This window comes from Streptomyces xylophagus, from assembly GCF_000716435.1.
GTDB classification, from domain to species: domain Bacteria; phylum Actinomycetota; class Actinomycetes; order Streptomycetales; family Streptomycetaceae; genus Streptomyces; species Streptomyces xylophagus.
The window spans coordinates 385,631-409,192 of the sequence record NZ_JNWO01000004.1; the positions used below are offsets into that span (position 1 = coordinate 385,631).

Consider the following 23,562-nt stretch of genomic DNA (forward strand, 5'->3'; position numbering starts at 1 on the left):
TCCCTCCTATTCGGGTCGGTGAGGGGTGGGGTTGGCCACGTCGAGCCGGAAATTCACCGTGTGCTCGTGCCGGCCCGAGGCATCCGTGCCGAGGGGCGCGGGAGTCTGCTGCGCGACGGCGAGCACCAGCCATGTGCCGTCAGGCAGTTCGAGGCCGGCGAGTCCGTGCAGGGCGCCGTACAGGGCCTCGGCGCGGCGCCGGGAAACCCGCGGGTCGGCGGTGCCGCGCACGCGCACTTGCAGCGAGCGGACGTCGTAGCCGTTGCGCGAGTCCTGCTCGCCGGCGCCGTACAGCCACACCGCGACCGCCTCGGCCGGCTCGGGTGGCAGGGTCTCGATGAAGGTGTCGCCGGTCGTGCCGGTGGGGTCGTAGGTGAACAGGTCGAGGTCGTCGAGGTAGCGGGCGATGCCGTCGAGGAGATCAGCCACGCAGCGCTCGCCGGACCTGCGCGGCGATCAACTCGCCGATGACCGCGGCCTCGCGGTTGGCCGGGTCCTCAAGGAACTTCGCCTTCCGACCGGGGGAGTGCCGGGCCGTGAGGTCCTCGTGCACGCGCGCGGCGTACGGGGTGTCGTAGGTGACGCCGGCGACGAGGTCCTGCTCGTCGACGGTGGCCGCGCCGGAGCGTTCGAGGGTGCCCTCGGCGATCGGTACCTCTTTGCGGGACTCGGCGAGCAGGTGCTCGGCGCCGAGCAGCAGTCCGCGCACGGCGCCGGCCCGAGCTCGGCCGAGGACCTGGTCGCCATTCCACCGGATGCGGGAGCGGGGGCGGCGGCTCATTCGCAACTCACCTCCGAATACGTCCTGTTATTCCATGTGAGACCTGCGAGACCTGTAGGATCTGTGGCGCCTGCCCATTTCTCGCACGTATACGTCCGACTGCGATCTTCGGTCGGATTCCTCGCAGCGCGAGGTGCCTTTTAGAGAAAGGAGCAGGCACGTGGAAGGCGAAGAGGGAGAGAAGCCCGAAGATCTACCGCGCTGGGTCCGCTCAGCGGTTGCGATCTTGGGTGCGCTTGCCCCACTCGCAACGTGTGTGGTGATGCTGCGGCGCTAGATCGCGGCAGGTCAGGGCGGGAAGCGGCTGAACGGACCTTAAGATAGGTCCGGCTGGCTGACAGTCAGCCGGACCCACCCAACCCCGCACACGTGCCGGGTCCCCGGGTCCAGCCGGGGCTCCGGCTCTTCACGTGTGTGAGCTTCAGATGCAGTCCAACTTGCAGTTGAACTGCATCTTGTGTAGCTACACCATAGCAACCGCGCCAAGTCTTAAGCGTCGTTTGGGGACGATCCAAGTCTAACTAAGCCGGTTAGCGTCTTCAGTTAGCTTGCCATCTCGTCTTAGTACGTCTCTCTTTAGCCTTAGATCGCGATTAGTCAAAGTCTTTGGTGTGGAGTGACTCGTTGAGTTATTACTCGCAACTGACTTCGGTGCAGGCGGGCACCGGGAGGCCAGGCGCCGTGTGGCGGGAGACGGTGATCGCGGTCGCGGTGCGGCCGGCGGGCAGCGTGACGCGCGAGCCGAGCGGACAGTCGAGATCGGGGGCGGCGATGAACGTCGCCGTGGCGGTGACCTTGCGCCCGTCCGGGGCGCGCACCAGGCGCGGGGAGGCGTCCACCAAGGCGGGGACGTCCTCGGCCGCGGGCCCGTACTGCGGGCCGTACGCGGAGTCGGCGAGGTAGGGCTCGATGCGGATGCGGTGGCGCAGCAGGACCGCGGGAACGCGGGTCACCATGGCATCACGCACCCGGGTGTGAGGCCGGCGCGGCGCAGGGCGCGGTCGGCGCGCGGGGCGAGGTCGACGCCGCCGGTAGTCGAGGTGCGCGAGCTGCGGCCGGACAGGGAGACGGGGCCGATCGAGACCGAGTCCCACTGTCCGGCCGCGCCGGTTCCGTCGTCGCCGGCGACGAGTTGGTACTCGACCTGTGCACAGGTCGCGTCGGCGAGCGCGGCCCGTATCTGCGGGTCGAGCGGGTCGCCGTTGTCGTTCACGGGATAGACCGCGGTGAGCAGGGCCGAGTCGATGTCTTCGCCGGCCCGCGCGAGCAGTCGCTCGGCGTCCGCGGGGGCAGGCTGGCCGGTCCATGCGGTGAACTGCTCGGGGGTGGCGTAGGGCTGGCGAGCCACGATCACCCCGTCGACTTGCCGCGGGCAGCAGAGCGGGCCGTCGGCTTCTTCGCCGGCGGCCCGTTCGTCTGCTCGTCTTCCGTTGTCTGCTCGTCTCCGTCCTCGTCGGGGGAATCGTCCTCTCTCGGGTGGTAGCGACGGAGCAACATCACGCCGCCCCCCGGGTCTTGAGAACGACGATCCCCTCGTCGTCGAGTCGGTGCGTGGCGTAGTGCACGTTCGTGGTGACCACGGTCGTGCGGGCGAGGATGTCGCGGTCGGTCTCGACGAGCGGCCGGCGCTTGTAGAGCAGCCCGAGGGAGCCTCGGCGCACCATCAGCGCGTTGTACGTGGCCGGGTTGGTGCCGTCGGCCGCGGTGGTGGTGACGCGGTCGGACACGAACACACTGACGCCGCCAATCTGGCCGATCACGCCACGCGGGATCACTGCGCCCGTGCCGAACTTGTCGGCGCTGATGAAGTTCGGGTCCTTGTAGATGCTCGCCCGCTGGAGCGAGTGAATGATGATGCCGGCCATGTTCTCCGGCTCCCACTCGTCCCCGAACTTGGCGATGCCGTCCACCATCACATCCCACGACAGAGGGTCGGTCGCGGCGTTGACCATGATGACGCCGGCGGCCTCGGCCGCGGCCGTCAGATCCTTGTCGATCTTCCGGGCGATCAGTACACCGAGCTGTCGCTGCGTCTCGGCGAACGGGTCGCCGAACGCGACAAGGCGAGCCTTGTCGGTGATCTCGACCGCCTTACCGGCCTCCTTGATCGTGGCCGTGTTGCCCGGGTCGGTGCCGAGCTGCTCGGGGGTCATCGGGGTTCCCTCGGTGAGGTCCTCCGCCTCCGTGAGTCCCTTCCACTTGGGGAAGTTCACGGAGTCGCCGGGCTTGCCTTCGAGGGTGGAGTCGTTCAGCGCCATCGAGCCGATGACCAACTTGCCCTTGAACTTGCTTTGCACCATGTCGGCCCAGACGTCCGGGACGATCATCTGTGCCGCGGTCGTCTTCGCCATGCGGCAGCCTCCTTACTCGCTCGCGGCAGAAAGCTGCCGGTACAGGTCGGGGTCGGACTGGTGGAGCTCGACGCGGTCGGCATAGCTCAGGCGCGCGAACTGCTCGGGCGTGACCGTCTGCGGGGTGCCCGGGGTGAAGTCGGCGCCCCCTTTGGGCGGTCCGGCCGACAGGGTGCCGCCGGCGCGCAGCAGCGGGTTTGCCTCGACCGCCGCGGCGATCACGGCGTCGAGCTGCTCGCCGAACTTCGCGTCGGTCGGGTCGAGCGCTTCGAGCTGCGCAGCTACCGAGCGGGAGTCGAGCAGCCGGGCCGGGTCGGCGTCGTTCTTGTGCGCGGCCTGGTGGGCGGCGAGCTCGACGCGCAACCGGCGAGCCTCGGCGAGCGCGGTGTCGCGCTCGGTGGTCGCCTGCTCGGCGAGCTTGGCCGGGTCCTGCTCGCCGGCCGCGCCGTTCGGATCGAGAACCTTGCGCAGTGTGCCGAGCAGGTCGTCGCGCTCGGTCTTGGCCTGCTGCGCTGCCTGCTCGGCCGCGGTCGCGCGCTGCTCGGCCACCGGGTCGACGACGGGCGAGGCCGGCGTCGTCGGCAGTGTGGTCGGTGCCGGCGATATATCCGTGCCGGGGTCGGTACCAGTGGTCGGGGTGGGTTCTGTCATGTGTGATCAGCCTTCGGGGGCGGTGCGCGGGCATGAGTAAGGGCCCGCCGGATGGCGAGCCCTACTTGCAGAAGATTTCGAATAGCGATTGTCAAGTCTGCGTCTTAGTCTCGGTCAATCCGAGCCCTCTAGTCGTTCCGCCGCCGGCGCCAACTTGGAACCACGATTGAGAATACTGCATCGATCACGGCGCCAAATGGTAGAGCGGAAACGAGCGCGACGGTAAGTGCCTCTGTAGCGATTCCTTGTGTGTATTCTGAATCGATTTCCCGAGGATGTACGTTGACGATCGGGATTTCACACTCAAGGGTCGGGTGCGCCCCGTCTACCAGGAGCGCATAGGTGATGGACTGCCTGCTACGGATGAGGGTGGGACCCATCTCGATGGCGGTGTCCTTGATTGCCGGTGTCGGTGCTTTGAGCGATTCAGGGACGCATGTGCTGTTAAGGTGAGCAATGATTCGGACCCCGAGGTCGCATCGGATGCTCTTAGCGTCATCGAAATCGGTACTCGGGATATCTTTTCGTCCCCTGTTGATTAGGGTTACCTGAAGCACATGCGGATCGGTCAGAACTTCTCCGCGATGCCGCAACTCTAGGTCTTGACGTACGCCTTCTGGAGCGCTCAGGAGAGGAGTCGGATTAGACATTCCGTAGAGGAATTGGCGCTTGGGATCCTTGAATCGCCATGTGTAAATCCCCCAACTGAGTGCGAGGAGGGCGATGACTGCCGTAGCAGCCTTCCAAAAAGCATCGGAGTTGTACCACTCTCCAGCGAGCAACATGCGCAGTATCAAAGCACGCTGTTAGGGACAGGCGCATGCTTTTCGCCCAATGGACGAGCCTTTGCGTATCCGCGCACCCATGCCGAGCGCAGCAGGTCGCCGGCAGGGAACGGGCATGAGGTCACGGGGTCGCCGTTGCGGCCGGCCTCAGCGCCGGCGTTGATGGCGCGGACGAGGTCGCCTCGACTGCCCACTGCTGCCCCCCCATGTTCAGAGTCGGTTCTGCTGATCGCCGCGGTTCTTGCGGGCGGTGTCAGCGGCGGCGTTGCGCACGCCCGTGATCTGCTCTGTGTACTCGGTCAGCGTAAGGCGCGGGTGATCCTGCCACCACCTGATCAGGTCCTCGGATGCGCGCGCGTAGGCGATGTGCGCGGGACCGGAAAACAGGGTGACTGGGTCGACGCCGGCGGCCTGCGCTTTGCGGTTGAGGAGATAGCCGTTCGTGGCGTCCTCGGCCGCGAGCAACTGCGCGTAGACGTGCTCTCGATACATCTCGCGTATCTGCTCGCGGGTGTAGGCGGTGCGCTGCTGCTCGGCGTCGTACTCCCGCTCGGCGATCCATCGTTCGGTTGCGGTCATGCCGGCGTACGGGTCCTCGTCCAACGCGAGCGATCCCCACTCGTCGGGACTCTCGGCCGGCGCGAGCGCCTCGTCGATCGCGGCGCGGTCGGCGAGTTGCCCCTCGACGGTGTGCGCGCCGGCGGCCTCGGGCAACGGGGTTGGCGGGTACCGGCGGTCGAACTCGTCGGCGATCCGCTCGGCGTCCTCGGGACGCGCGTACCGGATCGCCCACCCGAGGACGTCGTCGCCGAGTGGCGAGAGGTCCTCGGCGAGCCGGCCGTCGGGGAACACCTCGGCGAGCAGCCGGCGCCGGTTGGCCTCGGCGGCGATCTCGGCTCGCTCGGTGTCGTCGACGTGCCGGGCCCGTTCGACGAGTTCGCGCTCGGACAGGCCGATCAGGTCGCGGCGCGCGGCTGGCAGGGCGGCGTCGACGTCGCGCCGATCGAGCTCGGCCATGACGCGCAGCACCTCGTCGTCGCCCAAATGCGAGAACACGGCGGCGAGTTCGTCGTCGCTGAACTGTGTTAGCTGCTCGGTGAGTTGACCGTCGGGGCGCAGTCGGGCGAGCAGCTCGGCCTCGTCGCGGCGGTCGGACTCGGCGTGGATGCGGTCGAGGTCGCTTTGATCGAGCACACCGGGCCGGATCGCGGCGCCGAGCTGCTCGTCGCCCATCTCCGGCAGGGTGCGCTCGTCGCCCGCGCGGACGCGCGCGGCCTCGATCGCGTCCTGCGACGGGCGCGGCGCGGTCGAGGGGAGATTGCCGGCGCCGGGCTGCTCGCGCTCGCGCCGGCGGATGAGTTCGGGGTGGTCGGCGAGATGGCCGCGCATCCGGCCCTGCCACGCGCGCCCGCGTGCCTCGGCCGCGCGCTTTGCCTCGGGTGTGGTCGCCGAGGCGGCGCGGTTCTTCCACTTGCGAATGCCGCGCTCGATGGCGCGCTGCTTCTGCGTCGCCTCGTACCCGTCGGGGTCCTCGGACGCGTCCTCGGGAGCGCGGGTCACGCCGGCAAGGTAAGCGGCAACGGAGTGCCGGCAGTTGGGATGCTGAAACCCGCGGGCCCGAGCTGCGTTGAGCGAGCCGGCGACGTCCACGCGCACGGTGCGGCCGTCGTCGAGGGCGTGCTCGACGTCGACCTCGTGCGGCCCGTCGGGGCCGTCGATCGACAGCACCTTGCCCTCGAACGGACGGCACACGGGGCACTCGTGCGGGGCGTTGCTGACGATGACGAGGTCGAGGCCGGCGGCGCGCAGGCGGTCGGTGTGCCCCTCGACCGCGGCTCGACCGACCGCGGTACGGGTCGCCATCTCCGCGTAAGAGGTCATCTGCCACGCGCGCCCGCTCTTGTCGACGAACGTGCGCAGCCCACGGTCGGAGAACCGTTCCATGGCGCGTTGCGTAGCTTGCCGGCGGGTGTCGATGCCGAGCAGCGGCGTTGCCGACACTTCGGCGATTACCTGCCGGTACCCGTCCTCAACTCCCCGGAGAATCCCGCGGTGCGTCTCGGTGACGAGGTCGACCGTTTCCTGTGTGAGCCGATCCACGGCGCGTGTCGCCGGCGTTGTCTCGGCGATCCGGCGCACCTCGTTGTCGCCCAGGGCGCCGAGCTCGGCGAGGCCGGCGCGCGCACCGACGTTGTACGCCTCGGCGACCACATCCCACACCTCAAGGTCAACCGCAGTCGAGAGCGCGTCGACGACCTGCTGCGCCGAGCGTCGTAGCGGCTGGATATCGGCGAGTTTGGCCACCGCCCACCCCGGAGCCTCGAACCCGTCGACGAGTTGGCGCGCGACGATCCCCAACAGCCGTGCTTCGGCGTCCGCGTACAGATCACGCACGCTTGCCGAGAGGTCTTCGACCATGCCCGGGTGGATCGACACCAGGCACCCCCTTGACACTATGCAGTCTCGGCGTAACGCTGGGTGCGGCCGCAAAGGCCCTGTGGAGGCGGCATTCGTCGCTGGTGAAGCAGTTCACTTGGGATCACGGGGGACCCGCACTTATTGGAGTGTGTGCGTGCCCACCTCTTACCTCTCCTTGTGGCCACTTCTCGTCATCGTTTTCGTGGCTGCCGCTCTGGTGTTTGCCGTGTTCGTCTTGACACTGCGCGGCGCGAGCGCGGCAGAGCGACCCGAGATCATCCGTGCTTTGGCGATGTTTGCCGCAGCCTGTCGGACTGGAGACACTCAGCAGTCGAAACCCGAGGAGTCCACGACAGATTCGCCCCAGTAGCGCGGCCGGCGCAGGTTGGCCACAGCTTGCTCGGTACCCCGTTGTCAGTGGTGCTCGGTACGGTCGAGTGCATGACCTCTGCGCAGATCAAGCCCGGCGACGTCTTCACGCGCGCGCAACTGAAAGCGAAGTTCGGCGGCGGCCCCCAGGGTGGCATCATCCCGTCCGCCACGACCGACAACGTCCTGATCTACTCGGATCACGACAGCGGTAAGGACTACGGCTATCAAGACGGTTGGCTCGCCGAGAAGGACGAGACGGGCCCGATCTTCGAGTACACCGGTCAGGGTGTCGAGGGCGACCAGACGCTGAAGGGCAACAACGGGTCCGTCCTGAACCACGCCGACGACGGGCGCACGTTGCGCGTGTTCATCTGCGTCGGATACGTCAAGGGCAACAGCGGGCCCAAACTGCACCGCTACGTCGGCGAGTTCAAGGTCGACGAGGGCGAGCCGTTCGTGAGGCGACGAGCCCTCGACCAGAACCACGACATGCGATGGGTCTACGTCTTCCGACTGCGTCCGGTGGCCGAGACCGAGCAACTGCCCGAGGACTTCGTGTCCGCGGCGGTCGACGACGTCACCGAGACCCTGTCGGCCGTCCCGATCGGTGTTGACCCGTACTTCGAACTCAAGCCGGCCGAGTCCACCAGCGGACAGGCCACCGAGCCGGAGAAGAACAGTAAGAAGAAGGTCACCCGCAAGGCGAGTGACGCCGTCGAGGTCACGCGACGCGAGGCGGAGCTGAGCGACCGATTCCTCGCCTTCCTCAAGGGCGAAGGGCACACGGTCGACCGCTTCAAGATCCGCATTAAGGGGCTGACGTCAACGTTCTGGACGGACCTCTACGACGCGACCGACAACGCGCTCTACGAGCTCAAGGGCAGCAGCAGTCGTAACGCCGTCCGCATGGCCATCGGCCAACTCCAGGACTACCACCGACACATCCCCCCGAAGGATGCGCAGCTCGTCGTACTGCTCCCCGAACGTCCCGTCGACGACTTGGCCGAGCTCGTCGAGTCCGCCGGAATGACGCTCGTGTACGAGGACGGCGACAAGTTCGTTGGCTGGCCTGTGGCCTAGGCAGGAATTTCTACCCGCCTAGGTGCGGCATGGATCTCGGAGTGCGCCTATAGCGCATAACTGCGAAGAAGTCTAGGGGGACGAAGGCACCTAAAGCCATTTCTCAGTGAAGTCACAGAGAGGTGAAAGCACGTTCTCAGAGCGGATCGATTTCCTATGGGTGTGAAGACCGATCAGGACTTAGTCCTACGATTGCCGCGCCCTTCTATCCGTTGGAGTGCGATTAGTGGCGGTGGCATCACGACTGCCATCGCCACAGGGCACGTTCAGGACCCAACCGCGATTTGGGCTCTCGTAGTCTTGGGCGCCATCGGTCAGGGCTGTGACCTGGCCGTATCGCTTGCATACGCTCGCACCTCTACCAAGGGTTCATAACTGGTGGGCCATCAAGAGAGAGCTCCGAACTGCATTGGGTCAGGGACGGCTTGTCCGGTCTCGATGAGGATGCGGTCGACCTCGGCTTGCACGGCGGTGCCGTCCCAATCGGGGTGCAGGATGCGCACCTTCGTGTCGACGCTCACGGCTTGCGCCTGCGCGAGTAGGGACAGGGTTTGCGCGACGCTGGTCGGGTCCTCGCTCACGGAGTCGCCGAATGCCACACGGGGCCGTTCGACGGCGAGTGACGGTGTGAAGAGGCGGCGGTCGAGCATGAGTGCCACGTGCAGGATGTCGGTGACCCCCGGGGCCCAATACCGGGCTTTCTTCTCGCGGGTGGTCATGGACTTGCGCTCGCGTGCTTTGACCTCGGTCGCGGTGACCGCGGTCGAGTCGTCCATGCCGAAGGTCTGCGCGGAGTAGCCAGCGGAGCGGACGGCTTGGCGGACGATCGAGTCGGCGGTCGACTGGTGCTCGGCGACCCTGATCGCGAACTGCGACAGGGTGATGCCGGCGCCGTTCTCGGTGGGCGGGATGGACAGGGCGGCCCAGATTTCCCGGTCGTCGTCGAACGAGGCGCCGCGGCCGGGGCCGTGGTCGCGCAGGTAGGAGTCGGGGACGATCAGCCGCGCGCGGGCGAGGCGGATGTCGCGCATCCAGCTCGACCATGTCTCGTCGAGCGCGTCCATGAGGTCGTGCAGCGGGGCGTCGTAGTCGCTGCGCCCGTACGGACTGCCGCGATGGCGGCGGTTGGGCAGCATGTTCGGGACGTACGAGGCGGTGAGCGCATCTACGCCGGTGGTGATGCTGTCGCCTTCGGCGTCGAGGGAGTCGACCAGGCCGGCTGTGTCGGGGTGCTCGGTGAGCGGCACGCGGGTGCCGATCCGGTCCTCGGTGCCCTCGTACAGGGCGTGCAGGATGCGGCCTCGCTCGTGCCGTTCGAGGTGGCGCCATATGGTCGAGCGGTCGCTGCCAGGCAACTCCCGCCAGAACGTGACTGCTTGGAGCAGTCCGTACGAGAACTCTGGCACGGCCTTGTCGGGGTGAATGACCGTGAGCAGGGGGCGGGCGGCGAGCTCGGCATTCCAGGTGACGCGGAGGAATGATCCGCCGAGAGAGGCGCCGACTTCGGCCGCTTCGAGGAGAGTGTTCGCCAGTCCGCCGGCCTCGGCGAACGCGTCGAGGCGGTCCTGCGTCGTGGTGTTGTCGACGGTGAGCGCGAGCGGCTCGGCGAACAGCAGCTCGGCCGAGGAGCTCGCGATGTCGCCAGCGAGCGGGATGTGCAGCCGGCCGTCGTCCTTGTCGTGCTGGGGGTTTCGGTGGCGTGCCCAGAGCCGACGCCGGCCGTCGTGGCGGCGCTGCCGTTCGGAGCGGTAGACGTCGGCGAGCCGCTTACGGTCACCCGAGTACCAAGCGTCGTTGACCGCGATTTCGTGGTAGAGGCCGGCGATGTGGGGTGGTGGCCACGGGGCGTTGTTGTCTGGCAGCGTCATATCCGCCCCCGAATCTCCCTATGCTGCAAATTATTGGATACAGTGTTCTTTATGGCCGGATCATCGCAATTACCCTCACCGCCTCCTGAGGGGCCTGAGGTAGTGGCGGTGCCAGGGGTGCGGTTGTGGCTGGAGGATCTAGAAGACCTTCACGCTCTTCTATCCAGGAGCTCTCATGGTGTGACAATTATCAGGGGCGTAACGGTTGTTAATGCCGTGGTGGATCTCCAGGGAACGCGCAAGTCGGATCTGAAGTGGGTAAAATTTCAGACAGTAAATCCAGATATTTCAATAGACTTCGGTGAGGGGTTGATAAACTATTCAGTGGGCGTTGATCCATATCTGAAGGATTGCGTTAACTATATTCTGGACAATGCGAGGGTGAAGAAGAATCTCGCGGGCGTGCTGGACAATATCTTAACGTTATTGCTTATCGCAGGGGTGGTCGCTGGAATCCTGTACTTGCCGGCGCCGTGGTATACGATTTCGCTCCCCGCGTACCTCGTGTATCTACTGAGTGAGCACGTGTGGTGGATACCGCGGCCTACCCGTGAATTTATCTTTTGGTGTTACTTGCTCAGTGGGCTCATTTTCTTTGAGGAGGATGAGGGTTCGGTTACCGAAGTGAAGATAGTGCCGTATAGGCGTGCGGATCTTCGGCAGATCGTCATTCAGGGGCATGTGGCGTGGGCGACGAATTTGATAGGTGCGATTATTCTTCTGATTCTTACGGTCCCTGTTACGCTGCTTATAGCCTGGCTTAGCAAGTTGTTGGGGCTGTCGAATTAATTTGGGTGGTCGGGGTGTCGGCAGGTGGGGTGGCTGGCAGTGGCCGGTGATGCAGCACCAGATGGCGCCACTCGTGCGCGGTGGAGTGCACGGCGTAGCGCAGCGCGTCGACGCTGTGATCGTTCGCCTTGACGGGCTGGTCTTCACCGCGGGCGGCGGCCTCTTCCGACCATGCGTAGCCGGGCAGTTCGTCGAGCAGCCCCTCGCACGAGCGATGGATGCGTAGCAGGCCGGCGTCGAGCACGTTCGAGATGCTGCGGATGCCGTCAAGCACCGTGTTGTTGGCGTGCGCGACGCCGGGGTGCCCATCGGCCCAGAGCTGTGCGGAGTACGAGGCGGCGCTCGGGTCAACGAACGTCCACTCGGGCTCGACACCGAGCCCGGCGAGCCACTTCCGCACGGCGGCGCTGTACTGCGCGTCGGTCATCTGCCGATGCCGGGCGCGGGAGTCGTAGCGCCACTCGGCCACCGCGTACAGGCGATCGTCGTCGCCGAGGCCGAGCAGGATGGCCGAGAACGGGTTCGTGGTGCCGTAGTCGAGGCCGACCCAGTGCCGGCGCATCGTGGGCAGTTCGTCGACGACGTGCACGGCCTCGTCGTACATGTCGAAAATCGCGCCCTCGGCGACCACCCATGCGCCGTCGATCATCCGCCGGCGCCAAAGCCCGGTGTACTCCGCAGACAGGGCGGCGACGTAGGCCGGCGAAAGCGAGGGGTTGTCGGCGAGGCGGAAGTGCCATGCAGCGAGGTCGAGTTCGCCGGCGCGGTTGAGATAGCCGACCCGCAGCCAGTGCCGCGGACTGTCCGGGTTGGTGGTGCACAGCAGCCGCGCGCCGGGCACGGACAGCCGGGCGAGCAACTGCACGAAGAACGCTTCAGGGACGAGCGTTGCCTCGTCGACGTAGGCCAGGCAGGCAGTCGCACCGCGCAGTCGGCCCTCGGCCCGTGCGTCCGAGGCGCCGATCAAGTGGACCGTACGACCGAGGATGCTCGCGACGGTGGCGCCGCGGGTGTGGCGAACCTCGGCGGCGACGTCCGAGCCGAACAGCGCAGGATCTTGCAGGGGCTCGATGATGTTGCGCTCGATCGTCTGCAACGACCGACCGCACAGCAGGATCAACCCGGTTGCCGGGGCGCGGCGGATCGACAGCAGGAACGCGAGCAGGCTCGCAATCGTCTTGCCCGACCGGACACTGCCGTGCCAGATCGAAATGCGGGACGTGAACGACTCGCGCACCGACCGCAGTTGCTTGTCGGACAGCGGGAGGGGCGCAGCCATCACACCCCCTCGCGGTCACCTCCGGCCGGCCCGAGCAGGGCGTCGGCTAGGCGGTCGAGCATCGAGCCGCCGGCACTTCCAGTACCGGTCTGGCGGGCGAGCTCGGAGACTCGGGCGTGTACCTCGGTGAGCGCGCGGGCGGCGGTGGCATGGTCGCGGGCATCCCGCGCGGATTCCGCGCCGGCAGTCTTGCTGACCTGCCCGAGCGCGCCGTCGAGGGCCTCGTTGGCGAGTAATTCGCGCCGTGCGGCGGCGTCCGCGGTCCGTGCCTCCGTGGCTGCGGCGACGCGGGCGCCTCCGGAAAACGCGAGCCCTTCCTCGCGGGCGATCTTGCTTACGGTGGCGGCGCTGCGCCCGATAGTCCGGGCGATCTCGTTACGCGACTTGCCCTCGGCGTGCAGGGTGCGCACGGCCTCGCGGTCGCGCACAGTGATCGGCTCGGCCACGCATTCACCTCCGCAAGTTCCGCTATGCGGGCGGGAGTTGGCCCGAACAAGATCGTCTCGTTATCAGATCGAGACCGCTTGACTCTGATGGATTTTTGGCGCCGCTCCCTGCGGTACGCCGAATCCCACCTAGGTGGGATTCGCACTTTCGTAGGTAGGAAGGGTCTGCGACTTAGCTCCCGGAGGCTGGGTCGCGGTCGCAGGTTTGTGTTTTTCCAGCAAAAGCGGTGGACTGCTTTTCAATCTAAGGGCACCCAATATCCGGGTTCTGTCCGAAAGTCCTGCTTGTGACGAATGGGGCACAGTCATGTCTGACCGTGGATCTGTAGTTCGCTGCGGCACCTCGCTCGTCCGTACGCGACGTAGGGGTCGACCCGTGCTTGAGGTCATCGTGGCTGTGATCGCGCTCGCCGTTTTGGCCCCCTGGATGGCTCCGGGGGCTCTCTCCGTGCTCGTGGCGGGTCTCGCGGTGCTTGTGCACTGCTGTCTGGTGCGCGCATCGGTCCGAGCGCGAGCCTGACGCAAGTGCGCCCCGCCAGGAGGAATGCGGCGGGGTGTGCGAGTGAAGAGGGTGACGTTTCCGGGCACGCTGGAGGCGTCACCAACAATAGGTCACGGAAAGGTAACGGCGCAAGCGTCTTCGTGTGGGACTCCTGCATCCTTTACCTAGAGGCACTGACACGGTGACGCCGACGCCTACCCGCTGTTGGGGCCTACCCCTGTTCCTGAGGGGCGAAGTGAGCTACCGCTCTCGCACTCCCTCTCCACGCCCCCGTGGAGCATCGAGATTCAGCGCGTGTCGGGCGGTGTTCTCGGACTGATCACCAGTGTTCTTGGTGGTCGACCCGAGGCTGCCCGCTTCCGTGTCGGCTGCCCCGAGAAGGAAGGCGAGCCGCTCGGATGGAAGCGGTTGGATGGTCAACGGCGGCGGTGGCTGCGCTCGTTGGGTTCGTCATGTTTGTTCTTGATCAAGTGCCCCCGATTTCCGACAAGGCGATCGCGGCACTTGCCGCGCTGCGCAGGCTGCGCGATGCATGGCGGGGACAGGGTGAGGGGGGCGAGCAACCACAGAGCCGAGACGACTTGGAGAGTCGTTAAGGTGGGCGCAGCCCGGGCGGGGGTTGCTCCCGCTCCATGGTCAGGGCCCTCGCCGTGTGGAGCGGCGGGGGTCTGCTCACTCCTCCGCGGCGGGCTTGCGCTCACGCAGGATGCGCGAGGCGTACGAGGGGGAGCAGCCGAGGATGCTCGCGATTTCCGTCGCGCCCATGTCGTCGCGCTCGTTGGCCTCGATGATCAGGCGCGGAGTCGCTTCCTCGACGAGCTTGTACGCCCGACGGATGCGACCAGCCTCGGCGAGCGTGACATCGGCAGCCGTTCGCGCGGGGTCGTACTGCGCGGCGACGTCGTGCACCAGGGCGGCGCGTTCTGCGGCCTCCCGCTCGCGCTCGTCTGCTGCCTCGGCCGCGAACGTGTCAACGAGCGCGGCGACGCCAGCCAGCAGGCGCCCCCGAGGCGAGTCGGCGTCCATTTGCTGCTCGTCGGTGGTCATCGGGTTTATGTCTCCAGTTGCGACGGGGTCCGCCCTGGCGCTGCCGGGGCGGACCGATGGTGTCAGACGAACAAGGCGCCTTGCTCGTCGAGCAGTCCCTCGATGGTCTGCTGCCCCTCGGTGAGCCACTCCTCGCGCCACGTGGCGACAACGTCCTCGACGACGAGCTGCTGCTCGACATCGGCGGCGGACGCCGGGCACGTCTCCTCGTGCGCGGCCCACTCCTGCCGCGCCGGCGCCGTGCCCTGCGCGTACCGCCCGACCCACTCACACGCGTCGCAGTCGTACGGGGCGTCGGCCTCGACGTCGTACCCGAACAAGCTGCTCGTCCAAGCGAGGTCGAACTCGGCCACCTTCACGCGCAGCGCCTCGCACACCTTGCACGCGCGGTCGCCCGCGGGGGTGCCCTCGCCGACGGTCACGCCGCAGTACGCGCCCGACGTGCCCTCGATCAGGTAGTGCCCCACCGCCTTGGTGCTGCGCGCGGTAGCGAGCAGCCGTACCTCGGGGCGCAGCACGTGCGAGCGCAGGACGGCCGCGCCCCGCTCGCAGGACTGGCACAGGCGCCCGCCGGCCGCGGCCACCACGACGAGACCCTGCGCGACGGTGTTGCAGATGGTGCGCGGGGCGCCGTCGACGAGCCCACCAAGGTGGGGGGTGGAGGTACGGCCGGCGGTGAAGGTGATCAGCTCCATGGGGGTTGCTCCCTTGGTGGTGAGTGGGTGCCGGGTGGAGGCCGGCAGAACGAGGTTCACGCTACCTTGGGTGAATCCAGTTCACAAGAACTTCAGTGAACTTGGTTCATCCGAGGGGCGGAATGCGACATCGAATGGTGTGAAATTCGCTTAATCGGATCAACCCGCCTCGATGTTCGGGCAAGTTCGGTCAACTGGGTGCATCGGCAACCCTGCCCTGATGCGGTGTAGTTGCGACCGCCACCCACCTTGGGCCTTGTGCCCATTCCCCTTTGACGCGGCGCAGAGAGGGCTGACCTATGCCTAAGCGGTACCCGTATGAGCTGCGGGAGCACAAAGTCGATTACGGTGTCGTGATCCCGGTCGACCAGCTCAAGACAGACGACAAGGCCCAGCGCACCCTGAACAAGAAGCGTGCGATGGGGATCGCTGCAAACCTCGTGCCCGAGGCGATCGGAACGATCGTCGTCTCTCAGCGCGCGAACGGGGATCGATACATCGTCGACGGCATGCACCGTTGGTACGTGTGCGAGATCTCCGACATCCCCACGATGGTGGCTGAGGTGCATCACGGCCTCAACCAACAGGAAGAAGCCATCCTGTTCTTGATCAAGAACAGGGAATCGAACAAGCCCAATCCGCTGGACGAGTACAGGATCGGCCTGACGGCCGAGCTCCCTCTCTTCGCGGCTACGGAATCAGCGCTCAAGCGTCGGGGCCTGTCCATGGGTTCTGCCTCCCCTAACACCGTGGGGGCGGTAGCGGGCGTTCTGCGCATCACAGACGAGTACGGTCCGGAGATCCTTGAGCGCACGCTCGCGGTCGCCGAGGAGGCGTGGGGTCGCACAAAGGAAACGTGGGACGGCATGTTGTTGGGAGGCATTGGGACGTTCCTCGGCCGCCATGGTGACGATGTTGTCGACGCTCAGCTCGCCGAGAAGCTGGGCAAGAAGGGCACGGCATTCGTCTGGCGCACGAGGGTCAGTAACCTGACGACCGACGGCGGGCTGCACCACAGCGGCACCGGGTCCCGCGTGAGCATGTGTTACCAGCTCATCGTGACCGAGTGGAACAAGAACAAGAAGAAGAACCGCATCGCTGCCTGAAGTCCGAGGGCGTCGAAGGCACCGGCGAACCTCGCCGGTGCCTTCGTTCTGTCTGGCGGGTACGACTACGCCGAGTGGAGCGCGCTAACCAGCAGGACCAGATTGCTCCACCCCCACGAGCGCCGGCCATCTTCGTCCACGGGTACAGGCGCATTGCACTCAGGCCCGGTCGAGCACGTAACGGTCGGGGCCTGCTCGGGGCCGGTGTGCAGGGTGAGCTCGCCGGCGCAGTACGGGCATGGGTGGTCGGGTAGCGGAGTGGTGCGCTGGTCGAGGCCGAGGGCGCGCAGCAGCCGGCCCTCGGCGATGCGCGCGGTACGCCGTGCCTCGTGCAGCAGGTGCGGGGGCAGGGGCTCGAACGGCGGAGCGGTCGGGGTGCTGTCGAGCTGCTGCTCGGGCTCGGTGTCCTCGTCGAGCACGCGCCCCTCGATCCACACGGAAGCGAAGTGTAGCCCGTGCGCCCGCGATCCGGCCGCGCGTCGAGCGTTCGCTGCGCCGGGGTGCTGGAACTCCCAACGGCGGGGGTCGTCCTGCTTGGTGTGCTGGACCGCGGCGGCGAGAGTGTCGGCGAGGTCGAACACCATGCGCTCGATGGCGAGGCCGGTGTCGAGGGCGTCGAGGTTGAGTGGGGCGGGGTGCTCGCGCAGCACCAGGGGTGCGCGGTCCTCGACGACGAGGGGCTCGTCGTCGCCGGCGCGCAGGGTGTGCGCGAGCTGCCGCGGTGGCCAGACGTCCGCGGGTGGCGTCTCGATGGCGAGCAGCAGCTCGGCCCACTGCTCCCGGACGCAGCGCAGAGCGGCGACGGTCTCGTGTACGGCGGGGGCGTAGCTCATCGGCACTGCTCCTGTTCGGTGGGTTCGTGTGTGGCATGTCGGTGGCTGCGGACGTGCCGCACACGAACTCCCTTGGCTCATCAGCCGGTTGTCGGTGTTCGCGGTGGCCCGGAAGTGGATGAATGCGGGTTTCATCGTGTTGACGGAGAACCACTGCACGTGTGCGTGCCGGCGAGCTGCTCTCGGACCTCGTCGCGCTCGGCCTCGATCTCGCGAATGGCGTCCTCGGCGGCCTCGATCCGCTGGTGCAGCCGCATCGCTGCTGCCTGTTGCCCGCCGGCACTGCGCCGGTGGGTGTCGGACTCGGCGACCTCGGCCTCGACGTCAGCGCGGAGCTGCGCGCAGTCCTCGGGCGCGAGCACGCCTCGGTCGGCGCGGGCGAGCAGCAGCCGGAAGCGGTCGCGACGGGCGTCGCGCTCGGCCTCGCGGGCGATCGTCCGGCCTCGGCGAGAGTCGATACGGGTACGGGTGTTCATCGGGCGGTGTCTCCGTTCGGGCGTGCGCGGTGAGGAAGCAGGCGAGCGGCGAGGCGCCGAGCGCGCGAGGTCTCCCGCGCGCGAGGCGCGACCGGTCGCGCGGCCGGGGTGGTGTTGATCTCCCATCCCTCGGCGGTGAGGCGGTCGAGCAGCTCGGAGGCGGTGATCGTGGCGCGGTGTGGCGGCAGTTCGAGCGTGTCCGTGAGGTGCGCGGCGAGGGCGGCTCGGGCGGCGTTCGGGGTCATCGGCGGAGTCCTCCGGCGGTGTGTCGGGCGCGGACTTCGCGCGGGGCGGGCGGGGTGGCCATGAGGCGGGCGAGGTAGTGCTGCTCGTCCTCGGTGTGCTCGTCGAGGACGCGCTCGCAGAACGCGGCGGTCTCCTCGGCTAGTTGGGACTCGACGCGGTCGTACCGTTCGGCCGCTTCTTGCTCGACCGCGGCTCGGCGCAGGGCCGGCCCGTCGAGGGTGTCGAGGTGGCGCCACTGGCCGCGGCGGCGGCGCTCGACGAGGACGTGCGCTCCCTGGTCGGCCCACTCGACGGCGCGGCGACGAACGCGGGCCTTGTCGGAGTTCCGGCAGATCGCCGGCGGCCCGTTGTGTGACCACGTGGCCGTTGCCCGGTACTCCTCGGTGTTCTGGGTGGTCTCGCGGGCGTGGTGGCGGCGACGGCTCATGCGGCCTCGACCTCCCGTACGGCACGGATACGGGCGGGGTGCGGCTCGGCCGAGGTGCACGGCTCGCTGGGTCCGGAGCCGCACTCCGGGCACGTGGCGTAGGTGGTCGCGTAGGCGTCCCGCCGGGCACCGTGAACGCCGGTACGCAGTTCGACGTCGCGCGAGGACTTGCACAGGCGGCGGACGGCGGCGCGGCACTGCTCATTGGGGCAGGCGACGGCGAGCTCGACGAGCGCGGCCCGGCGGCCGGGCAGCGTCTTGCGGATGGCGGCGCGGGTCTCCGGCGCGACGTACGGGCGCGGCTCGTCGTGGACGCTGCGCCCGATGCTGGCGGCGAGGGCGAGCACTGCCCGCGGCGGGGCGGCGTCGAGGGCCTGCCCGATCGTGCGCGAGGGCAGGGTGCCGTCGGCCGCGGCGGTGAGCTGGGCGCGGCGGCGCTCGGTGAACTCGACCGAGGATTCGTCGGGGTGGCCGTCGTAGACCGGGTGGGCGGTCTCGATGCGCTGCGTACGCAGGCCGGTGCGGATCTTCCGCACATGGGCGGGGGTGATCCATGCCTCGGTGCGGCCGTAGTGGTCGGCGACGGCGTCTCGGGTGTCGTCGTCGAGCGGGATGTCGCGCAGGGCGTAGGCCCATGCGCGGGCGTCGGATTCGCCGATGGTGCGGCGGTCGAACGCGGCGCACAGGGTGAGCAGTTCGGCGGCGTCGGCCGGGGTCATGGGGTGGCCTCCTGTTCACGGAGTCGGGCGGCGAGGTCGAGGCCGTCGCGCACGCGCTGATCGGTGGTCGAGGGGCGCGAGCCGTGCAGGGCAACGACGTTGGGGCCGCGGCCGGCGTCCGGCGTGTGGGCGGGCATCGAGGGCAGGGAGCGCCAGCCGGCGAGGAAGTACCGGGCGCTGCGCACGCGGGAGCGGGCGGCCTGCCAGGCTCCGCCGGCGTGGTCGACGAGGACCTGTACACCGCAGCGTTCGATCAGGGCTTGCAGCAGGACCCACTCGGCGGGGGTGAGCTCCCACGAGACGACCATGCCGGCGGCGGTCATGGCGTCGACGAGCGGCCGTACGGGCTCGGCGATCCGCGGACCGTCGGGGCTGGCTTGTTGTCCTCCACTTCCGAAGGAAGTGGAGGGGGAAGGCTTGGTGTTGGCTTGGGGGGTTGTGACAGCCTCGACGGCGTCACGCTGTGACCCGGTGCCGTGACCTGCGCTTCCCTTCGGAAACGGGGGTGCGTTTCGATCGGCATTCGGCGTCGGTCCGTGTGCGTTTCGCTCACGATCCGCGGACGATTCCTCGACGATTCGCGTCTGATTCGCACGGCTCTTGGCCTTGCGCTCCGCGGCGGCCGAACGGGCGGCCTCGACCTGCGCCCGGGTGGCGTTGCGCCCGCCCTCGAAGAAGTCGTGCACGACGTAGTCGCCCGCGGCCGGCTGCGGGCAGCGCTCACAGCCGTGCCCGCGTGCGTGCCACAACCCGACGGTCACGAGCTTTCGAGCCTGCGGGGCAGTCCCGTACTGCTTGGCCACCATGCCCGGCACGCGGCCCTCGGTGAGGTGCTGCGCGGAGTAGGCGCCGCAACGCAGCCACAGCCCAAGAGCGGCGTTGCCGGCCGCGACGAACTTCGGGTGCATGTGCGAGTTGTCATCGATCTTGAACCACGACATGACGTGCCGGCTCCTCTCACCTGATATCGACTGTGGTTGAGGAACCGACCCCTAACCCCTAGAAAAATTAGGGGTAGTTGGGGCCGTTCCCGGGTGGTGGTGTGCCGGGTTCGGGGCGGCCGGCGAGGGCCGCGGGAGTGTGGAGGGGGCAGCGGTAGCCGGTCAGATAGCGGCGGGCGCCCGGGGTGCCGCAGTAGCGGCGCCCGCTCCCGTCCCAATGCCGGCATCGGTAAGCGATGGCCGGCCGGCGGATCACTGCGAGGCAGCCTCGGCGGCGGCCGGCTCGGCGGCCTCGGGCCAGCCGGCGAACTCCTCGGGCACGTCCTCGACCGAGGACTGCTCGGCACCCTGCGCGGCAGGCGGCCGGACGACCTCGCCCTCGATGTAGTCGCCGGGGGTGTCGAGTCCCTCGGGCGAGGGATCGCGACGCACGGTCTCGTCGTGCGCCACGGCCCGCGCGAGCTCGGCGGACTTCGGCAGCAGCTTGAACAACTGCCGTACGCAGGTCTTGCGGGCCATGGCGTCGTAGTCCGTCGACCACGGACCGAAGTCCTTGGCCTTGCTGCGCTTGCGGATCGCCTCGACGTCGTCGACATCCAGCACGACGAACGCGTTCCCGCCGTTCGCGAGGCGGGCTACGGCGTAGTAGTGCGAGGGCGCTCCCTTGGCGCTGCCGCTGGCCGGCTTGTGCTTGAGGACCGGGGCGAGGCCGTACTCGTAGTCGAACTGGTCGCCCTCGAACACGGTGTGCGTGTCGAGGCCGGCGGCGAGCGGGTGCTGCCAAAACAGCTTGATCATGCCCTGATAGCCGATGACGAGCTGTACCTCGTACGCCCGGACCTTCTTGTTCCAGAACGGCAGCAGGTACGCCTCGCCGGACACTCCGCCGGGTTCGAGGCCGAGGGCCGAGCAGGTCATCAGGGCGCCGGCGAACGACTCTTGAGTGCACTCGGCGAGGTGCTCGACGCGCCGCAGCTCGGTCAGCGCGATGCGGGCGATACGGTCGGCGCCCCCGACGTGGGCGGGCAGCGCGCGCTCGATCTCGGGGCGCATCTGCTGCACGAACTGCACGAGGGTGGGCTGTTGGGCGGGACGGTGGGCAGGGGCGGCGGCGGTACGGCCGGTGCGCTTGGTGGCGACGCGCTCGGCAAGGTTGGTGCTCACGCTGCGGCAGGCTCCTTGGGCACAACGAGGCGTCGGGCACGGTGGGCCCGGTACTCGTCGGGGTGCTCGGCGGCGAGGCTCTTTGTATCGAGCGCGTCGACGCGGTGCGTGTACTTCGTGGCGAGGCCGGGGTGCGCGGCGGTGAACCGCTTCGTGGCTAGTGGGCCGTTCTGTTTCCAGGTGAACGCGACCGTGCCCTGCGTCTTGACGATCTCGGCCTCGCCGGCAATCGCCTTCAACCGGTTGTCGACGTCGCGCAGTTCGTCGGCGACGCGTTCCTCGCGTGCCTTGAGTTTGCGCCGGCGTTCCAGCAGCGGCAGGACCTCGGCCGGGTCGGTGACCGTCACGGCGTCGGCCTTGACGTCGTAGAGGTGGCCGAGCAGTTCCTCGGTCGCCTCGGAGCCGTCGACCGCGGGCGGCCGGTGGTCGAGCACGCCCTGCCAGAACTCCCCGAGCAGTGCGACGAGGTGCTCGACGAGTCCCTCGTCGCGCTCGACACGGTGAATCAGCAGCCGGTTGCCACCGAGCAGGGCGGCGACGTGCGCGTGCTGGTAGCCGGTCACGGCGAGGTACCAGTGCGTTTGCAGCGCCGGACCGTCCGGCACACCGAGCAGCCACTCGTCGAGCTGGAACGCGGACCGGGTCTTGATCTCCAACAGGCTGGACGGTGCCGATTCGCCCTCGGCGAGCACAAATCGGTCGACGTTCGCGAGCATCCAACGACGCTCGATGTGGGCGAGGGTGCCGGGGCCCTCGACGACGCGCAGGCCGGACCGCTCGGCGAAGACGCCGGCGATCGTGGGCTCGTGCGCCAGTCCCCAGAACGCGGCCTCGTCGAGGTCCGGGTTCCGCGGGCGGTCGAGCGGCAGCTCGCCGGCCTTGTCGAGGTAGACCTCAAGCGGCGAGGTGTGCTTGTCCATCCCGAGGACGGCGGCGACTTCCGAGCCACCGATGCCGGTACGGCGGACCGTGAGCCATTGCTCCCGGTCGAGGCCGGGCGGCGCGACGACAACGCCCGTGGGCGTCACGGCGGTTGGCGGGGCGGCAGTCACTGCTCGCCCCCGACATAACGCGCGTAGACGCGGTGTTCGACGTCTCCGTTCTTCTCGACGACCGTCCGGGCGACCGCCTCGAAGGAACCGGCCGGCTCGTACGCCGGCAGGCGCGCGCTCCGGATGGCCTGTGCGGCGGACGCTGCACGTACGGACGTGGCCGGTGTACGGACGACTCCCCACTCTTTGGGGTGCAGGCGCAGGCTGTTCGCGATCCGGGTGTGCTTGGTGTTGCGCTGCTTGGGCGGCGGACCGACGAACTCGACAGGGCTCACGTGCTTGTCTCTCCTCACGCTGTGGCTTGGCGCGCTTGGCGCGCTCCGTAGCTGTGGGGCGAGGGCGTATCGAACGGCGCCGGGGCGCCCGGAAACCTTCGATCCTGTGATTTCGCTGTGCGCGATCACTCTTCCCCCGTTGTCCCACATTTCGAACAGTCGGGGCCCTAGAGTGCCTGTGGCGCTTGACCCCTGCTGTTGCAGAATTCGAACACTGCAACCGTAAGAGTCTGGTGAGACGCACGTCAACGAACTTTGGCTGCCGCGATTCCGGGTGATGGCTGCTTAGATGAGAAGTGTTCGAATTCTGCAACGGAGTGGGAGTGAGAGCGTGTCGCTGACCGACACGGACGAGCGTTGGCCTTACGGCACCCCCTTCGGGGACCTCTTGCGCGCAGCGAAGGAAGAGACGGGACTCTCATACCGCAAGCTCGCTGAGCGTGCCGTCGACCCGGCGACGCAGACGAGGGTCGGATACACGACCCTGCACCGGATTGCTCATGATCAGCCGATACACATGCTGCCGGGGATTGCCGGCGCCGTCTCAAGAGCCATAGGGGGTGACGAGCGCAGAGTGCGCCTTGCTGCGGCGATGCAGTACTGCGGGGCCGTGGCTGGCGATCCGCTCGGCGCGAGCGGTGACGAGGCGACCGTCGTTGTCGTCCATGCGCCGGGCATGGGGGCTCGGGACATGCCCCGGGTTGAGGCTCTGCTCAAGAAGTACGCGGCCGGCGATCTCCCGCCGGAACTAACCGATGATGCCTAGGCGTTGACAATTGTGCGGGAGGTCTGGTCACTCCGTGGAGTTCGCGCGTGACCTCGCGTGTACTGCGGAGTAGGCTGATCCGGGCTCTTGACTCGGGCATATGTTCGAGTCATGGGCCTAGTGATGCCATGAGGGGGGCACCAGTTGATCCGCGTAACCCGCACTCAACTCGACACAGGGGCGATTGCAGTCGTTCGTGCGACCGGCGACGAGCTGACCATCGACATGGACCGGCGCCACATCACCCCTGCGGGTGCGGCCGGTCTCGAACAGGCTTTGAACGGGCTTGCTGCCCCCCGTGCCGACGGTGACAACTCCGAGGATTAGAGCCAAAGCTGAGCAGCGACGAGGGCCGCGCGGTGGATGCCGCGCGGCCCTCTCTGTCAGTCAGCGGCCTCGCGGCCCTGACCACCCGGCACCCGGGCTGGTCTCCCTCGGTCAGCCGTAAACGGGCTGGCCGAGGGGCTGTTCGGTGTGGCCGATGTGTGGCCGG

27 protein-coding genes are annotated in these 23,562 nt (G+C 67.8%); 4 read left to right on the forward strand and 23 right to left on the reverse strand.

The genetic code is table 11. The features are described from left to right. Positions 1-6: 6 nt before the first annotated feature. The 9 genes from OO70_RS11250 to OO70_RS11280 all read right to left on the reverse strand — a co-directional run bounded on the left by OO70_RS11250 (position 7) and on the right by OO70_RS11280 (position 7,004). Positions 7-429, reverse strand: coding sequence for a minor capsid protein (locus OO70_RS11250; RefSeq protein ID WP_043667602.1), 423 nt, complete (start codon positions 427-429; stop codon positions 7-9). Then, on the reverse strand, positions 422-781 hold the full coding sequence (locus OO70_RS11255) for a hypothetical protein (protein WP_043667606.1): 360 nt from the start codon (positions 779-781) through the stop codon (positions 422-424). Before OO70_RS11255 ends, OO70_RS11250 begins: the two co-directional genes overlap by 8 nt. Before the next feature lie 632 nt (positions 782-1,413). Beyond that, positions 1,414-1,737 carry a hypothetical protein gene (locus OO70_RS11260; protein WP_051741073.1) on the reverse strand — a complete coding sequence of 108 codons (324 nt, stop codon included), beginning with the start codon at positions 1,735-1,737 and terminating at the stop codon, positions 1,414-1,416. Beyond that, positions 1,731-2,129: a head-tail connector protein gene (locus tag OO70_RS11265; protein ID WP_043667848.1), complete on the reverse strand. Its 399-nt coding sequence runs from the start codon at positions 2,127-2,129 to the stop codon at positions 1,731-1,733. Before OO70_RS11265 ends, OO70_RS11260 begins: the two co-directional genes overlap by 7 nt. A gap of 148 nt (positions 2,130-2,277) precedes the next feature. Continuing rightward, the gene (locus tag OO70_RS11270; RefSeq protein ID WP_043667608.1) at positions 2,278-3,132 is read right to left on the reverse strand and encodes a N4-gp56 family major capsid protein; all 855 of its coding nucleotides are present in this window, start codon (positions 3,130-3,132) and stop codon (positions 2,278-2,280) included. A gap of 12 nt (positions 3,133-3,144) precedes the next feature. After that, complete coding sequence (locus tag OO70_RS51195; RefSeq protein WP_051741075.1) at positions 3,145-3,783, reverse strand: hypothetical protein; 639 nt, start codon at positions 3,781-3,783, stop codon at positions 3,145-3,147. A gap of 128 nt (positions 3,784-3,911) precedes the next feature. Further along, positions 3,912-4,568, reverse strand: a complete 657-nt coding sequence (locus OO70_RS54480; protein WP_158711440.1) for a hypothetical protein — start codon at positions 4,566-4,568, stop codon at positions 3,912-3,914. 8 nt (positions 4,569-4,576) lie between these two features. Further along, positions 4,577-4,762 carry an Rmf/CrpP fold protein gene (locus tag OO70_RS56835; protein WP_078651350.1) on the reverse strand — a complete coding sequence of 62 codons (186 nt, stop codon included), beginning with the start codon at positions 4,760-4,762 and terminating at the stop codon, positions 4,577-4,579. A gap of 16 nt (positions 4,763-4,778) precedes the next feature. After that, positions 4,779-7,004 (reverse strand): phage minor capsid protein, encoded by a 2,226-nt coding sequence (locus tag OO70_RS11280; RefSeq protein ID WP_043667611.1) that lies wholly within the window; start codon positions 7,002-7,004, stop codon positions 4,779-4,781. A 423-nt stretch (positions 7,005-7,427) separates the two neighbouring features. Between OO70_RS11280 and OO70_RS11285 the strand changes: the two genes are divergently transcribed. Beyond that, positions 7,428-8,438, forward strand: coding sequence for a hypothetical protein (locus OO70_RS11285; protein ID WP_158711441.1), 1,011 nt, complete (start codon positions 7,428-7,430; stop codon positions 8,436-8,438). A 386-nt stretch (positions 8,439-8,824) separates the two neighbouring features. Here OO70_RS11285 and OO70_RS11290 read toward each other — a convergent pair whose 3' ends face one another. Further along, positions 8,825-10,306, reverse strand: coding sequence for a phage portal protein (locus tag OO70_RS11290; RefSeq protein WP_043667614.1), 1,482 nt, complete (start codon positions 10,304-10,306; stop codon positions 8,825-8,827). A 51-nt stretch (positions 10,307-10,357) separates the two neighbouring features. On the opposite strand from OO70_RS11290, the gene OO70_RS54485 reads away from it, so the two are divergent. After that, complete coding sequence (locus OO70_RS54485) at positions 10,358-11,095, forward strand: hypothetical protein (protein ID WP_158711442.1); 738 nt, start codon at positions 10,358-10,360, stop codon at positions 11,093-11,095. On the opposite strand, the gene OO70_RS11295 is transcribed toward OO70_RS54485, so the two are convergent. From OO70_RS11295 to OO70_RS11310, 4 genes are all read right to left on the reverse strand, one after another. Then, positions 11,067-12,374, reverse strand: a complete 1,308-nt coding sequence (locus OO70_RS11295) for a PBSX family phage terminase large subunit (RefSeq protein WP_051741077.1) — start codon at positions 12,372-12,374, stop codon at positions 11,067-11,069. The two genes, OO70_RS54485 and OO70_RS11295, sit on opposite strands and share 29 nt — an antisense overlap. Beyond that, positions 12,374-12,820, reverse strand: coding sequence for a helix-turn-helix domain-containing protein (locus tag OO70_RS51200; protein ID WP_051741079.1), 447 nt, complete (start codon positions 12,818-12,820; stop codon positions 12,374-12,376). Before OO70_RS51200 ends, OO70_RS11295 begins: the two co-directional genes overlap by 1 nt. A 1,174-nt stretch (positions 12,821-13,994) precedes the next feature. Next, positions 13,995-14,369: a hypothetical protein gene (locus OO70_RS11305; protein ID WP_043667617.1), complete on the reverse strand. Its 375-nt coding sequence runs from the start codon at positions 14,367-14,369 to the stop codon at positions 13,995-13,997. A 62-nt stretch (positions 14,370-14,431) separates the two neighbouring features. Beyond that, entirely contained in the window at positions 14,432-15,064 is a 633-nt protein-coding gene (locus OO70_RS11310) for a hypothetical protein (RefSeq protein ID WP_043667620.1), read from the reverse strand. Positions 15,065-15,417: 353 nt separating this feature from the next. On the opposite strand from OO70_RS11310, the gene OO70_RS11315 reads away from it, so the two are divergent. Continuing rightward, positions 15,418-16,170: a DUF6551 family protein gene (locus OO70_RS11315; RefSeq protein WP_234336820.1), complete on the forward strand. Its 753-nt coding sequence runs from the start codon at positions 15,418-15,420 to the stop codon at positions 16,168-16,170. 65 nt (positions 16,171-16,235) lie between these two features. Here OO70_RS11315 and OO70_RS11320 read toward each other — a convergent pair whose 3' ends face one another. The 9 genes from OO70_RS11320 to OO70_RS54500 form a co-directional block, all read right to left on the reverse strand. Continuing rightward, positions 16,236-17,003, reverse strand: coding sequence for a hypothetical protein (locus OO70_RS11320; RefSeq protein WP_043667624.1), 768 nt, complete (start codon positions 17,001-17,003; stop codon positions 16,236-16,238). Positions 17,004-17,134: 131 nt separating this feature from the next. Continuing rightward, a complete protein-coding gene (locus tag OO70_RS11325) occupies positions 17,135-17,479 on the reverse strand; it encodes a hypothetical protein (RefSeq protein WP_043667626.1) in 345 nt (114 codons plus the stop codon). Next, complete coding sequence (locus OO70_RS11330) at positions 17,476-17,724, reverse strand: hypothetical protein (protein ID WP_043667628.1); 249 nt, start codon at positions 17,722-17,724, stop codon at positions 17,476-17,478. Before OO70_RS11330 ends, OO70_RS11325 begins: the two co-directional genes overlap by 4 nt. Beyond that, positions 17,721-18,152 (reverse strand): hypothetical protein, encoded by a 432-nt coding sequence (locus OO70_RS11335; protein WP_051741081.1) that lies wholly within the window; start codon positions 18,150-18,152, stop codon positions 17,721-17,723. The genes OO70_RS11330 and OO70_RS11335 overlap by 4 nt, the downstream gene beginning before the upstream one ends. Then, positions 18,149-18,871: a hypothetical protein gene (locus OO70_RS11340; protein WP_043667630.1), complete on the reverse strand. Its 723-nt coding sequence runs from the start codon at positions 18,869-18,871 to the stop codon at positions 18,149-18,151. Before OO70_RS11340 ends, OO70_RS11335 begins: the two co-directional genes overlap by 4 nt. Then, positions 18,868-19,812 (reverse strand): hypothetical protein, encoded by a 945-nt coding sequence (locus OO70_RS51205; RefSeq protein WP_051741084.1) that lies wholly within the window; start codon positions 19,810-19,812, stop codon positions 18,868-18,870. Before OO70_RS51205 ends, OO70_RS11340 begins: the two co-directional genes overlap by 4 nt. Before the next feature lie 252 nt (positions 19,813-20,064). Further along, the gene (locus OO70_RS54490) at positions 20,065-20,976 is read right to left on the reverse strand and encodes a recombinase RecT (RefSeq protein ID WP_051741086.1); all 912 of its coding nucleotides are present in this window, start codon (positions 20,974-20,976) and stop codon (positions 20,065-20,067) included. Further along, positions 20,973-22,028: a YqaJ viral recombinase family nuclease gene (locus OO70_RS54495; RefSeq protein WP_158711443.1), complete on the reverse strand. Its 1,056-nt coding sequence runs from the start codon at positions 22,026-22,028 to the stop codon at positions 20,973-20,975. Before OO70_RS54495 ends, OO70_RS54490 begins: the two co-directional genes overlap by 4 nt. Continuing rightward, the gene (locus tag OO70_RS54500; RefSeq protein ID WP_043667637.1) at positions 22,025-22,303 is read right to left on the reverse strand and encodes a hypothetical protein; all 279 of its coding nucleotides are present in this window, start codon (positions 22,301-22,303) and stop codon (positions 22,025-22,027) included. Before OO70_RS54500 ends, OO70_RS54495 begins: the two co-directional genes overlap by 4 nt. 331 nt (positions 22,304-22,634) lie before the next feature. On the opposite strand from OO70_RS54500, the gene OO70_RS11365 reads away from it, so the two are divergent. Beyond that, positions 22,635-23,069: a hypothetical protein gene (locus OO70_RS11365; RefSeq protein ID WP_043667640.1), complete on the forward strand. Its 435-nt coding sequence runs from the start codon at positions 22,635-22,637 to the stop codon at positions 23,067-23,069. Positions 23,070-23,562: the final 493 nt, after the last annotated feature.